At 59.5% G+C, this 13,850-nt stretch carries 11 protein-coding genes and 1 pseudogene; 5 read left to right on the plus strand and 7 right to left on the minus strand.

Annotated features, from left to right (window positions below):
• Positions 1–167 precede the first annotated feature (167 nt).
• The gene (locus PWG15_RS36625; protein WP_425536857.1) at positions 168–524 is read left to right on the plus strand and encodes a hypothetical protein; all 357 of its coding nucleotides are present in this window, start codon (positions 168–170) and stop codon (positions 522–524) included.
• Between the two features lie 43 nt (positions 525–567).
• Entirely contained in the window at positions 568–891 is a 324-nt protein-coding gene (locus tag PWG15_RS34785; RefSeq protein WP_275027402.1) for a hypothetical protein, read from the plus strand.
• Between the two features lie 27 nt (positions 892–918).
• Here PWG15_RS34785 and PWG15_RS34790 read toward each other — a convergent pair.
• Together PWG15_RS34790 and PWG15_RS34795 are read right to left on the minus strand one after the other, a co-directional pair.
• Positions 919–3,230 (minus strand): annotated as a pseudogene (locus PWG15_RS34790) (heavy metal translocating P-type ATPase).
• An 81-nt stretch (positions 3,231–3,311) separates the two neighbouring features.
• The gene (locus PWG15_RS34795) at positions 3,312–3,812 is read right to left on the minus strand and encodes a universal stress protein (protein ID WP_275027404.1); all 501 of its coding nucleotides are present in this window, start codon (positions 3,810–3,812) and stop codon (positions 3,312–3,314) included.
• A gap of 138 nt (positions 3,813–3,950) precedes the next feature.
• On the opposite strand from PWG15_RS34795, the gene PWG15_RS34800 reads away from it, so the two are divergent.
• Positions 3,951–5,201: an MgtC/SapB family protein gene (locus tag PWG15_RS34800; RefSeq protein WP_275027405.1), complete on the plus strand. Its 1,251-nt coding sequence runs from the start codon at positions 3,951–3,953 to the stop codon at positions 5,199–5,201.
• Here PWG15_RS34800 and PWG15_RS34805 read toward each other — a convergent pair.
• On the minus strand, positions 5,191–7,866 hold the full coding sequence (locus tag PWG15_RS34805; protein WP_275027406.1) for a cation-translocating P-type ATPase: 2,676 nt from the start codon (positions 7,864–7,866) through the stop codon (positions 5,191–5,193). The two genes, PWG15_RS34800 and PWG15_RS34805, sit on opposite strands and share 11 nt — an antisense overlap.
• 33 nt (positions 7,867–7,899) lie before the next feature.
• Positions 7,900–8,556, minus strand: coding sequence for a BON domain-containing protein (locus PWG15_RS34810; RefSeq protein WP_275027993.1), 657 nt, complete (start codon positions 8,554–8,556; stop codon positions 7,900–7,902).
• Positions 8,557–8,695: 139 nt separating this feature from the next.
• Here PWG15_RS34810 and PWG15_RS34815 point away from each other — a divergent pair, with 139 nt between their 5' ends.
• Positions 8,696–9,148 (plus strand): pyridoxamine 5'-phosphate oxidase family protein, encoded by a 453-nt coding sequence (locus PWG15_RS34815; RefSeq protein WP_275027407.1) that lies wholly within the window; start codon positions 8,696–8,698, stop codon positions 9,146–9,148.
• Positions 9,149–9,205: 57 nt separating this feature from the next.
• Here PWG15_RS34815 and PWG15_RS34820 read toward each other — a convergent pair whose 3' ends face one another.
• From PWG15_RS34820 to PWG15_RS34830, 3 genes are all read right to left on the minus strand, one after another.
• On the minus strand, positions 9,206–10,039 hold the full coding sequence (locus PWG15_RS34820; protein WP_275027408.1) for a universal stress protein: 834 nt from the start codon (positions 10,037–10,039) through the stop codon (positions 9,206–9,208).
• A 255-nt stretch (positions 10,040–10,294) separates the two neighbouring features.
• The gene (locus PWG15_RS34825) at positions 10,295–12,184 is read right to left on the minus strand and encodes a hybrid sensor histidine kinase/response regulator (protein WP_275027409.1); all 1,890 of its coding nucleotides are present in this window, start codon (positions 12,182–12,184) and stop codon (positions 10,295–10,297) included.
• Positions 12,185–12,201: 17 nt separating this feature from the next.
• Positions 12,202–12,942 carry a helix-turn-helix domain-containing protein gene (locus tag PWG15_RS34830; protein ID WP_275027411.1) on the minus strand — a complete coding sequence of 247 codons (741 nt, stop codon included), beginning with the start codon at positions 12,940–12,942 and terminating at the stop codon, positions 12,202–12,204.
• Positions 12,943–13,081: 139 nt separating this feature from the next.
• Between PWG15_RS34830 and PWG15_RS34835 the strand changes: the two genes are divergently transcribed.
• Entirely contained in the window at positions 13,082–13,822 is a 741-nt protein-coding gene (locus PWG15_RS34835) for a response regulator (RefSeq protein ID WP_275027413.1), read from the plus strand.
• Positions 13,823–13,850: the final 28 nt, after the last annotated feature.

A 13,850-nucleotide genomic window follows, 5' to 3' on the forward strand; every position in this document is an offset into this window, starting at 1 on the left:
CGTCAAAGAGGAGCTTGCCAGAGTATGTGATTGCTGAGAGCAGGTAGTGGGTGTATCGCGGAGCTGCCTTGCCGCACGGAGGGGACAGCGATGAAAAACAAATGTCGTCATTGCCTCGAAGGTCGAGCTGCACCACCCTCGACGAAGTGCTGAAGGCAAACGAACGAATGCGCCTCCGCGAAGCCTATCCTTGGGTTGTTTCCTTCGCCTTCTGCCTGCTGCACGGCTTCGGCTTCTCCGGCGCGCTGCAGGAAATCGGCCCTACCGAAATCGGATGTGCAGCTGAGCCTCTTGACCTTCAACATCGGCATCGAAGCCGGCAGAACCTCTTCGTTGCCGCGCCTTTGGGCGGCACTCGCGGTCGTCAGGTCTTCAACCCGGTCTTGCCCGCCGGGTACTGGCCTACGCAGTCGGCACCAGCGCGATGCTCTGGCTTTTTCCTAGGATCGCCAACCTCGCGTTCGATTGCTTCGGTGTTCGCAATTGAAGGTATGACTCGCGGAAGATCGAGGCCCTCAGTCTAGTTTCATTTGTCACGTTTTAGCCTACCCAATCGGAGATCGAAGCATGAGCGAATTTCAGAACAAGGCTGTTCGGCTGACCGTGGCGTGCGGTGGTGCCGCATCGGTGACCAACATTGCGGAATGTCAAAAGAGGTTTCTGGCTGCGGCCCTGGAACTCAACCGCGCGCTTGAGCACAGAACTGATCATCCTGTTGACCGGTCATTGGTGGGAGCAGGAGCTACGAGACGTATCGACCTCATTATTGGTGATCTCATGAAAGAACTGGCGGTTGTCGGCCACCTGTTCGATATCGATATCATGCAAGCCGGACACAATACCCTCGATCGCCGCATGGAAGAGATCAAAGGCGCACTCAACCGGTCCTGATAGCCTCGCCGGTTGGGCTTCCTCTCGTTAATCGCCTTCAAGGGCACGGTAGATTTCCTGTTCCTGGGCAAAGTTCAGTCTCACGACCGCTTCGAGCCCATGAAGCAGCCGTTGGATCTCATAGAGTTGCTTCGGGCTTGGACCAGCAATGTTGATCGCCCGGCGAAGGGAGGTCAGAAGATGTACCTGGCGCTGAATTTCCATGTGGGTGCGGCTCATGCCGGCGAGGGCATGCGATGCGCCGAGTCGCCGGCGAAGCAACGGATACAATACGCAGTCGTCTTGGCGCTCGTGGGGAAGAAGTCGCTCGCGCAACAACGCATCCAAATCGGCCAGGCGCTCGCGGGCTTCCGGTTCAGGCAGATGCTGTATCCGTTCGGTCGTGTGCCTGATCTCGTCGACGACGGACATGAGGTTACGGTGTTCTGCTTCCGAGCTCTTGTTGTGACAGTTGATTAACTCGACCCCATCGGCGAACCGGGTGAGCGAGCGCACGCAGGCCGTTAAGAATGGCGACGACGTCAATCGCCTCCTGAACAAGGGCTCCGTCGACCGGCGCGAGATAACCGAGCGCGGCAGCAACCATCCCGGTAACTGACAACCCCATCCCGACATAGACACTCTGAAGGGCAATGCGCCGGGATCGTTTTGCTATATGGACCGCACTGACAAGACGATCCAATCGGTCAACCAGAATGACGACATCGGCCGCTTCCGTCGACGCTGCGGCGTCCCGGGCGCCCATTGCGACCCCGACATCGGCTGCGGCGAGGGCGGGCGCGTCGTTGATGCCGTCGCCCACCATAATGACTAGCCCGGTCCTCCTCTCCGTCTCAACTAAATGCGCCTTATCTTCCGGCTTCATTTCCGCGACGATGTTGTCGATGCCCAGAAACGCGGCCAGACTTTTAGCGATGCAGCCCGGTCGCCGGTGGCGAGTACAATTCGTCCAATGCCGGCTTCGCGCAACTGCCTGAGAACCGTGCCGGTTTCTTGCCTGACTTCATCGGCGAGGAGGAATGCCCCTGCAAGAATGCCGTCCTCCGCCACTGCGACGGCGACCGTGCCCTCCCTCCTGATCCAGATCTCGATTTCACGCGAGAAATCGGTGTCATCGATGATGGGACGGATGAAGTCCCATCCGCCGACGGCTATCTGCCGCCCCTTGATCCGGCCTGTGATGCCGGAGCCGGAAAACTCCCGCAGTTCGGATGGCGATAGAAGGGTGAGCCCGCGCTCGCGGGCGGCAGGACAACGGCACAGGCGACAACGTGACGGGACGCCTGGTCGATCGAGGCTGCCAACCGTAGAACCTCTTGCGCGGCAAGGTCGTTGCGAACCTTTGTCTCCAAGAGCTGGGCCCGGCCGTCTGTTACCGTCCCTGTCTTGTCGAGCATCACGGTCTTCGCGCGCGCAAGCATTTCGAGGGCGCCGCCGCCCTTCACGAGGATGCCTTTGCCCGCGCAGCGAGACACGCCGGAGATGAGGGCGACGGGCACTGCGAGAATGAGTGGGCAGGGGGTGGCAACCACCAGCACCGCCAGTGCCCTTGTCGCCTGTCCTGAAAGTACCCAAGCGATCGCTGCCAGAAGAAGCGTCACCGCGAGAAAGCCGAGCGCATATCGGTCCGCGAGACGAGACATTGGCGCCTTGGCGTTTTTCGCAGCCTCGACCAATCTTGCAATACCTTAGGTGCTCTCGTTCGCAACGCGCGAGGCGACCATCTCGAACGGATCCCCCGGATTGATGGAGCCGCTCATCAAGTACTCGCCGGATCGGTGGAGGACCGGCAGGGCCTCGCCGGTCAGGGCGGACTCGTCGAGCACAGCCGAGCTGCCTGCCAAGCGACCATCAACTGGCAGGACCTCGCCACTGCGCACGAAAATCCGGTCACCAGGCTCGATGACGTCGATCGCGACTTCTTCGAATTGCTTGCCCGTGAAACGCGCCGCGGTGCGCGGTACCCGGCCTAGCAATACCGTGAGTTCATGGCGTGCTCGCCGTTGGGCAAAGTCCTCAAGCGCTTCTCCACCGGCATACATCATTGCGACGATGATTCCGGCGAAATGCTCCCCCAGCAGAAGCGCGCCACTCATGGCCAGAGCTGCGATCAAATCCAGGCCAAATTCTCCCCTTGCCAGGATTGTCCCAATCTCCGTGACCAGGCTTGCAAGGATAATTGCCGTTCCCACTCCCCATATCCACAAGCTGAGGTCCGGACGGTTCGCCAACCATGTGAGCGCACCCACAGCGAGGGAGGCCGCGCTCACCGCGAGAAGCGCACGTCTCGGCCATACTTCTTCTTGCCATCGAAGGGCAAACGTGTGCTGCGCGCTCAAGAGCCAGTTCCTCAAATCGTCATTGCGGTCAAGCTCGCGGAGCCCCTTGCGCACCAGCCCAACCGCTCTTCTTTGCAAGCCTCAGCGTACGATAAGCACCGAACAGTGCGCGCCATGCGCCACCTTCTTCGACACGCTCCCGAGAAGCATCCCCTTCAAGTGTCCAAGGCCCCGGCTTCCAACGACGATCAAGCTTGCGCTGATCTCCCTTGCAGTCTCGAGAACGGTTTCGGCGCAGTCGCCCATGTCCAGTCGCGCAGAGACATACTCGACACCGAGCCGGCGTGCCTCGTTTCGAGCTTCCTCCACAATTGTCTTGCCGAACGCCAGGGCACTCTCATCGATGCCATCGCCGGGGGTGCGGGAGAGTTCTGCCGGCCTCGACATGCCCGGGATCATGTTGCCGATGGGAAAGACGCGCCCGGAGCCGGGAAGTCCGTTCGCTGCGCTTGCAAAACCAGGTGGAACGACATGGAGAACGGTCAGGGGAGCGCCAATCGCCTTGGCAAGCTTTGCGGCCATCGCGACCGCGCCGCGCGCTCCGTCGGATCCATCGGTTGCGACAAGGATATGGTCATCCATGGAAAACTCCTCTCAGCGCAGCCTCATGCATTGTCAATCCGCACGCATTGATCGTCGTCAAAGACAGGATCGAAGTTAACTGGCCAGAAATGAAATGGGTAGGTCTCAGCGCGTGTACGACCCTTGGGAGCAATGCAAATGGAACCGCTTATCCTTAGCCTGGGGCTCGCACTTGCAGTTGGCCTTCTCGTCGGGTTGGAGCGGGGATGGCGCGAGAGGGATGCGCCGGAAGGCAGCCGAACCGCCGGCATTCGGACCTTCGGGATTTCAGGCCTGCTTGGCGGTATCGTGGCTGCCGTGTCGGAAGCCCAGCAGAACGAGTTCGTTTTTGCTGCGGGTTTGCTGGGGTTCACGATGAGCTTGACCTGGTTCAAGTTACGTGAGGCTCAGCGCGATGAGGATTTCAGCGTGACCAGCGTGGTAGCCGGATTGTGCGTTTTTTCGCTGGGCGGGCTGGCGGTTGCGGGCGACTACAAGGCTGCCGCTGCAGGCGGCGCGGCTCTGGCAGCAGTTCTTGCCAGCAGAGAACTTCTTCACAATCTCCTCAAGCGGCTAACCTGGCCGGAACTGCGTTCCGCTCTCGTGCTTGCGGTGATGACCGCCATCGTACTGCCGCTTCTGCCGAACCGGACGATCGACCCTTGGGGCGGCTTCAATCCCCGCGAGGTGTGGTTTCTCACCGTGCTGAGTGCGACCATCTCATTTGCCGGATATGTGGCAACACGCCTGCTGGGCTCAACGCGCGGGCTTCTTGTCAGCGGTCTTACGGGCGCAATCGTCTCGTCCACTGCAGTCACGGCAAGCTTTGGACAAAAGGTACGTGCTGGGGAGCCGGCTCGGCCGCTGGCAGGGGCAGCAAGTGTCGCTGCGGCTATTTCACTGCTGCGCGTACTCGTCATTGTCCTTGCACTGTCCCCCCGGCTTCTTCCGCTCGTTTTGGCGCCGCTGCTGACGGCAGCCGTCGTATTCGTCGCGTGCGGAAGCCTCTTGATGGCCAAGAGGGCGTCCGGTGCAGGCCAAGACGTCGAAGCACGAAATCCCTTTGAACTTATGCCGCTCCTTGTCTTTGCCAGTCTATTTGCCGCCACGGCCACCCTTGGCGCTGCAGTGGTGGCGAGGATTGGAAACAACAGCTTGATTGGCATTTCGGCCGCATCTGGCATCTTCGACGTCGACGTCGCCGTACTGACCGCCTTACGCTCCGTTGGCGGAGCGATGCCTTTGCCAACTGTCGGCGCCGCGGTTCTGGCAGCCGCGCTCGTCAATGCGGGGGGACGAATATTCGTGGCGATCCTGTCCGGAACAGCAGGATACTGGGTGCCACTCGGCCTCGTCTCGCTCGCTGCTGCTGCATCCGGCGTAAGCACCTACGTCATGACTATGCAGTAGATTTGCCACGCAGCCGCCACTTGTCGAATTCCATGATGAAGAGGACAGAAGAGGTAGCAACCAAAAGCATTGCCCATTCGGCCGGTTTCATCGCTGAAACCTGAAGGGTATCGCTGAGGAGCGGAACGTACATTGCGGTGATGTGGAGGCCCAAGGCTGCGGCAATGCAAAAGACCAGGAGCGGATTGCCAAACATGCCGAGCGCGAGAATGGACTTCCGCTCCGAGCGACTTGCAAAAGTCTGGAAATTTTCGAACAGAACAAGCAGCAGCAAGAGCATGTTGCGGGCATCGCTTTCACTGTAGCCCCGTCTTAGAGCGAGATAGAACATCGCGATACCTCCGCCTCCCATAACGAGCGTCGTTTGGCAGAGGCTGCGGATCATCACCCGATCGAAGATCGGTTCATTCGGCCTGCGCGGCGCACGGGAGAGTTCATCGCCCTCGGGCCCCTCGCTTGCAAGAGCGACATCCTGGATGCCGTTGGTGACAAGATTGAGCCACAGGAGTTGCACGGGTAGAAGCGGCATTGGCAGTGCGAGGGTGGCGGCAAAAAGAAACAACACAAGTTCCGCTGATCCCGTGGAGACGAGCATGAAGATGACCTTACGAATGTTGGCGTAGGCGACGCGACCTTCCTTGATGGCACTGACGATTGACGCAAAATTGTCGTCTGTAATGATAATATCGGCGCTCTCCTTGGCGACGTCCGTTCCCTTGCGGCCCATCGCCGCTCCGATGTGCGCGTGTTTTAGGGCAGGCGCATCGTTAACCCCGTCACCCGTAACGGCGACGAAGTGTCCGTTGCGCGAAAGCGCGAGAGCGAGCGCCAGTTTTTGCGATGGGGCGATGCGTGCATAGATGCGCCCCCGGCGGGCGAGCGCGTCAAGGCTTGCTTGCCCCTGCGCTTCGGCCCGGCTCACCTCTTCGCCAGTGACGACCTGGTCGATCGTGAAGTCGAGGCCCGCATCAGCCGCGATCGCCGCGGCGGTCTTTGGATCGTCGCCGGTAAGCATGATTACCTGAACACCAGCCGCGTGACAGTCGCGGATCGCTTCGGGCACTTCTGGTCTGATTGGATCCCGCATGCCGACGAGGCCGAGAAAAACGAGGTCGACGAGAAGGTGCCGGCCACACCCGCCATCGTCCTCGATCATCGTTTCACCTTCCGCAAACGCCAGCACGCGCAAACCTCGGGCAGCCATCTCCTCCTTCTGACGCACGAGCCTGTCGCGGTCGATCGTTATCGCCCGGCCGTTTATCTCCATTCGGTCCGACATTGCGGTGAGGGATTCGGCTGCCCCCTTCACGAAGATGCGCACCGCATCGCCATGTCGATGAAACGATGCGGCATATTTGATCTCCGGCTCGTAGGGGATTCGGGCAATCAGAGGATAGTCATCCTCAATCGACTCTCTCGGCAGGCCCGCCTTGTGGGCGGCGGCCAGGAGCGCGACATCGACCGTGTCGCCAACACTGGTCCACCCATCTTCACCCCTTACGAGCGATCCTTCATTGGGTAGAGAGGCGGCCCGCAGAAGGGCGGCCGCACGATCACGTGCCTGGTCGGGGGACGCGTCCTTTCCGCGGATGTGGCAGGACTCGATATCGGCATGCGTGTCGCAGAAAAGGTCCGTTCCATCGGGTAAGCGAATGTCAGTGACCGTCAACTCATTCAGCGTCAAAGTGCCGGTCTTGTCGGTTGCGATTACCGTGCATGATCCGAGCGCTTCGACAGCGGGCATGCGGCGAACGATGACATGTTTCCTGGCCATTCGACGCATACTGATCGCCAAGGCGACCGAGATCGCGATCGGTAGACCCTCGGGGATGGCGCTCACGGCCAGCCCGACCGCCATCATGAAAAGGTCGGTCGCGGGCAAGTCGCGGGCGACCCCGACAAGTATCAACAAGACCACGACGGTTGCGACGACCAGGGCAATGAGTTTTGAAAAGCCCTCCAATCGGATCAGCAACGGCGATCTGGCAAGGGGCGCCATCCCGATGTCGCTTGCTATCCTGCCTATTTCGCTGTTTTTTCCCGTCGCGTCGACGATACCACGCGCGCGGCCGCGTGTGACGAGAGTACCGGCGTATGCCATGTAGCGTCGTTGTTCATCGCCTGTGACGGAAACCGGGGTTGGTGACTTTGCAACCGGCGCGGACTCGCCCGTTAGCAGAGACTCATCGCAAAAGAGTCCGTCAACCGCGGTCAGCCGCATGTCTGCCGGCACGCGTCCACCGGATTCCAGAGCCACAAGGTCACCAGGCACGATCAGTCGTGCGTCAAGCTCGACCAACTGCCCGTCTCGCACAACATTGGCTTTTGGCTGCTCGAGTTTGCGCAACGCCGATGCCGCCTGGCCGGCACTGTGTTCCTGAATGGTTCCGACGATGGCATTTGCAACAAGGACGACCGCAATGAAGAAGGCATCCTTCACATCACCCATTAGAAGCGACACGAGCACCGCGGCCAGCAGAATATAGATCAGTGGGCTCCTGAATTGGCGCACGAATGTTTCGACCACCGTCCCTGCCCTTGGTTCGGGCAGGGTGTTTGAGCCACACTTGGCCAACCGGCTATGGGCCTCGTCGCCGGTCAGCCCCGCATAGCCGCTATTTTCCTCTTTTTGCCGAGCGAGGCTGGGGAGCATCGGATCGGACATCACGGGCACCTTGTAGTAAACCACGCAGGGTGCCTATTTGTCCGAAACTGTCAGATAATCCGTAACCCCGCTCACCCCTTTTGCAGACCAGGCAGCCTGCTCGGCGGTGATACGCTCTCGCGAGCTTTGCACTTTCCCGCGCAAGGTCACATGGCTGCCAGAAACTTCGACCTCGATGTCCTCGGCCTCGATTTCGGCATTCCGCCTCAAGGCTTGCTTGATGCCGTGGCGGATGTCGACGACATCCATCCGTGGCCGGATCCTCAACTGGTTGTCGATGCCCGTTACACCGGAGAGTTGGCGAACCGAATGTTCGGCCGCCGAGCGTTGAAAGTAGAAATCGACAGTGCCGGCGAGCGTAACGAACCCGTTCTCCACCTTCACCTGAATATCGCTCGGATCGGAAATAGCCGCACCCCAATCGAGGATCTTCAAGACACGGCTTGCGATCTCGTCATCGGCAGTCTTCTTGTGCGCGGGCAACCGCACGGCGATTTCCTCCGCGATCGCCCGGACACCTTTGATGCGTCGAGCAGCCTGCTCGGCGGTGTGCTTTTCGGCAAAGCTGTGGACATGACCGGTCAGGGTCACGATGCCGTTCTCTACCGTTACGCCGATGTTTGCAGCGTCGACGCTGGGCTCATACTCGAGTTCGTCGAGAATATCCTGTCGTAAACTGATGTCGCTCATGGTCATCATCTCCAAAAGTCTCCTCGTCCAGTTTCTGCCAACAGTATGCTTGATCGTCGCCTGTCGGTCTTTGAGGGGCGTCAAAGCGCCCACGCACACAAGGAATTAATCTTGAAATATCTGTTCACGGAGGTGGATGATGATCATCAAGGAAATGTCCCGCCACGAATGCAGCAGCGTCGTTGAGGGGGGCCATGTGGCTCACCTTGCCTGTTGCGTCGACGACAGGCCCTATGTCGTGCCAATCACATATGCCTACGCCGGAAATTGCCTCTACGCATTTTCCATGCCCGGTCAAAAGATCGACTGGATGCGCAAGAATCCCAATGTTTGCCTGCAGATCGACGCAGCCTCCGGGAGCGAGTGGAAAAGCGTCGTGATCTACGGGCGCTATCAGGAACTTGCCCCGACCGGGCAATGGCACCGCGAGTACCTGCACGCCTGGTCGCTTCTCGAAAAGAGAGCAAACTGGTGGGAACCGGGTGGGTTGAAGCCAGCTCCGCAAGAAATAGCCGGCCATTACCCGCACCTGTTCTTCAGTATCGACGTACTCGAAATGACCGGGCGGGCGTCTTGTGAAAATGAGACCTGAACCAAAACAAGTGCGCCGCTCGACGGCGGCGCACTTCTTTTCTTATGTTTCGGTGGCTCAATGAACCATCAGCACAGGGACCGTCGGTGACTCGATCATGGCCTTGGTCACCCCGCCGAACATGCGTTCTCGAACCCGCGAATGACCATAGGCGCCCATGACGATGAGGTCGGCCGCGGTGTCGAGCGCATGCTGCAAAAGCACCTCGCTGACCTGACGCCCAGCGCTCGGCAGCCTGTCGACGGTGACCTCGATGCCATGCCTTGCGAGGTAGGTCGCGACATCCGCCCCCGGTTCTTCCCCGTTCCTTGCCGGCGCAGCCTTGGGATCGACAAGCACAACGTTGACGCTGTCGGCGTTCTTCATCATTTCAAGCGCTTCGCGTGCGGCTCCCGTCGCTTCGATCGTGGAGTTCCATGCAAGCAGGACCTTTTTCGGTGCCAGCGTCACCGATTGGCGGTTGCCAGAGAGAAGGACTGGGTGGGCTGAACGGAAGAGCGCACCCTCGATGGCGTGCGAACGAAGCCGCGAACTCGCTTTGAGGCTTGCCCCAATCAGGGTCACGTCAGCGTAACGTGCGCGCTCTCCAATCTCATCCTCCACCCACGCTTCCTCCGGGTAGGTCCCTTGGACATCAAACGATACCCCAAGGGCTTCCAGGGTGGCGCGGGACTTCCTAACGGCGTCGCCGAGCTTCTCGGTATCGCCGGCACGCACGTCAAGCCACGCAACCGACATCGCGGCGTAGTCGCCGAGTGGCACAGGGGCAGCAAGTTTGACAAGAAGAACGGACAGGTGCGCGTTCCCGGCCACGCAAAGATCCGCCGCAGTTCTTACATCGACATCATAGTTATCCGCATCGGCAACCAGTAACACAGTCTTGTATGGCATCGCTCCATCTCCCGAATTGACGTTTGGGCTACCAGTCAATCTACGCACGGCGTGGCAAACGGCATTGACGGCCATCAAAGATCGTCCTTAGAAGCTCGACTGGAGTGCCCATGTACTCAAGTATCGAAGAGATGATCGGCGATGGAGAAGCCGCCGCATGGCACGGGTCGCCGTCTTGGTGTTTTCAGGGGAGTACCCGCACTGAACCCTTATCCGCTCGATGTACTGCAAAGGTCTTCCATTCAAGTGAGCGCATCAATCGAGCAGTTCTCGCAGGCATTTTGCGAGTTTTCTCGCCGTGTAGGGTTTGAGCAGCCACAAGGCGCCTTCCGGCAACATTTCTTTCGCAAGGCTCGGAGCCGCGTAGCCTGACGTTACGAGTATTTTTATTTCAGGACGAAATCTGCGGACGTGGTGCGCGAGCTCGTTACCGGTCATGCCGCCGGGCATGACCATGTCCGTGAACACAAGAGAAATCTCCGGGTGATCGGCGAGGCGCTGAAGAGCCTCAGCACCGGTCTCGGCCTCAACGACGCCATAGCCGGCGTCCAAAAGCCGCGCGACCACAATGCGGCGGACACGGGCGTCGTCCTCGACAACGAGAATGGTCTCGTGTCCTCGCGCTAGCGGCTCCGGCGGCGGATCGTTTGGCTCGCCTGTCTCGCCGGACTGGGTTTTTTCCTTCGCTGCCGGCAAGAAAAGCCGCACGCTCGTGCCGCGGCCTGGTTCGCTATAAAGTTGGACATGGCCGCCCGACTGCTTGACGAAACCGTAGACCATGCTGAGGCCGAGACCGGTACCGGCTCCGGTGACCTTGGTGGTAAAGAAAGGTTCGAACGCACGGCGCCTGACATCGTCCGACATGCCGACACCGGTATCGCTGACGCAGACCAGCACATAGCGCCCCATCCTGGAATCCGGATACATGAGGACGTAATCCTGGTCCAGGTTCGCCTTCGAGACCTCGATGGTGAGCCGTCCGCCCGCTCGCATTGCATCGCGCGCATTCAATGCGAGGTTCAAAAGCGCGTTCTGGAATTGTGCGACATCGACCAGAACGACATTGTCGGCGCCACGAACCAAGGTTGACAGCTCCACTGTCTCGCCGAGTGTGCGTCCGAGAAGATTTGCGAAGGTGCCGATGAGACCACCCACGTCGACGAGCTTTGGAGTAAGGGGTTGACGCCGGCCGAAGGCAAGCAGTTGAGCGGTTAGCTTTGCGCCATCGTCCGCCGCCGCCTGCGCCTCTTTCAGGAGGTCCGTGACGCTCTGATCGTCGACAAGCCCCTCGATCATTTCGAGGTTGCCGGTAATGACAGTCAACAGATTGTTGAAGTCGTGCGCGAGTCCGCCGGTGAGTTGGCCGATGGCCTCCATCTTCTGTGCCTGACGCAGTTCCTCGTCGACGCGCTGACGGCTGGTCAGATCCCGAATGAAACCGGTGAAGATCCGCCCTCCGGCGGATCGGGCTTCTCCTACGGACAATTCCATGGGGAATGTCGTGCCGTCCTTGCGCCTGCCGGTTACAACCCGTCCTATCCCGATGATCCGCCGCTCGCCTGTGCTTAGATAATTGTTGAGGTAGCGATCATGTGCCTCGCGATCGGGAGACGGCATCAGCATCTTCACGTTCGAGCCGCGGACCTCGTTCTCCTTAAAGCCGAAAAGTCGTTCCGCCGCCGCGCTGAACGAGGTGATCAACCCCGTCTCGTCAATCACCACCATCGCTTCGGGCACGGTGTCGAGGATCGATCTTAGATGGGCTTCTCGCGAGACAAGGTCGGCCTCGGCGTGTTTCAAGTTGGTGATGTCGCTGTCAAACCGCATGATATGATCGCTTTCACCATTTGGGGCACCGATCCAGAGGCTGGCGACGAAGACCTTGCTTTCATCCTTGCGCTTTTGCGCCAGTTCGCCGGACCATGACCCGTGTCGTTGAACCTTTGCGTGGATGTCTTCGATGGGCTCGGGGAATGTGGTGGAGAGCAGGTGATGAATCACTTCACCTTGCGCTTCAGCCTCGGGCCAACCGTAGAGTCGCTCGCAGCCCTTGCTCCAGTGACTGATCCTTCCGCCGGTCTCATGCACGATCAGGTTCGCGTCCTTAAGGAGACCAACGATTTTCCGGACCGCAGTTTGCGCCATCTTCAACCGCCATGTTCTCAGGCGAAACCGGTTCGCCTAATCCTATTCGACACCGCAACTGGACGAAGATCGCAACCGTCGCCATCCGCGATCGATTGAAGCATATGTCTTTTCAAGACGATGATCGAGCGCCTGTCGGGCGCAGCGATAATGTCGTTGCTTGCGAATTTCGTTATGGTGCGAGATACCGTTTCGATGGTCATGTTCAAGTAGTCGGCAATATCAAGCCGGGTCATCGGCAGATCGACGAAGTCCGTCTGCTCGCCGTCCCGGTCTCTCGCCATGAAAAGCAGGAAGTTGGCAACCTTCTCGTCGGCGCTGCGTCGCGAAAGCAACACCGCCTGATCCTGGGCCGCTGTCATTTCGTCGCACAGCTTGGAAAAGAGCTGGTTTCGCAGGTGCGGCTGGCGCGCCACTTCGTCTTCGAAGCGACGGCGGGGATATCGCCGCAATCTCACCTCGGTTATCGCTTCGACCGTATAGAGATAGCGGTCCTTGAAAGAGACGCCCAGGAGATCACCAGAATGCAGGAACCCGACGATGACCCGGCGGCCGTCGGCAAGCAGGCGCAATGCGCGCAACATGCCGTCCTCGACCTGAAAAACATAACCGGCATCGTCCCCTTCCCAGAACACCGCCTGACCCGGCGCAGCTTCGATGATCGGCTGAAGACTGAAGACCGACGATAGATCCGGGGGCGCAAGAGAGCAGCCCAGCGCTCCAAGACCGCCGCCGATAGCAACTGATTGAAGGGTCATCGCGCATCCTCCATCTGACGCTCAGTGTGGAGATTTCAACATCCGTGCGTGAACCGGCATCGACGCGCCTGCAACAATTGGTGCTATAGTGTAACCGAATGTAACAGCATGTCGGGGCAGACCAACTTCGGGGAAGGTTATGGCAAACGCTCGAAACGAGCCGGAGCTTGTGCTCGTTGTGGATGACGATCCACGCATAAGGCAGATGTTGTCACGCTATTTCGAAGGGGAAGGCTATCGGGTCAGTCTTGCCGGCGATGGTCGCGAAATGCGCAACAAGCTCGAGAACGCCCATGTCGATATCGTTTTGCTCGATCTGGGGCTCCCGGGAGAGGACGGGCTGTCGCTGGCCCGTGAGCTTCGCGCCCATTCGGACATTCCCATTATCATGTTGACCGGTAGGGACGACGTGGTTGATCGTGTCGTTGGCTTGGAAATCGGCGCCGATGACTATGTTACGAAGCCCTTCCACCTTCGCGAAGTTCTTGCACGGGTAAGAGGCGCTCTTCGCCGTCGGCGTCCTCCGACCGCATTGGTTCCGGAGATTCAAACGAGCGAGACCTTTTGTTTCGAAGGGTTGCGTCTCGACGTTGCTCGCCGTCGGTTGACATCTAGGGACGGCCGCGAGATCACCTTGACGACGGCCGAGTTCGACATGCTCTGCACTCTCGTGAGACATGCCGGCCGCGTCCTCAATCGGGATGTGTTGATGGATTTGACGCGCGGCAGATCGTTGGAGGCCTTTGACCGCGCAATCGACGCCCAAATAGCGAGATTGCGCCGCAAAATCGAAAAGGACCCGCGCCGTCCAGAGCTGATCAAATCGGTCCGAGGTGTGGGCTACGTATTCAGTGCGCGGACGATGAAGCAGAACGCTTAGGCTTTCGTCTTCGTGATCGAGCTTCGCG

Source organism: Ensifer adhaerens (genome assembly GCF_028993555.1).
Taxonomy (GTDB): domain Bacteria; phylum Pseudomonadota; class Alphaproteobacteria; order Rhizobiales; family Rhizobiaceae; genus Ensifer; species Ensifer adhaerens_I.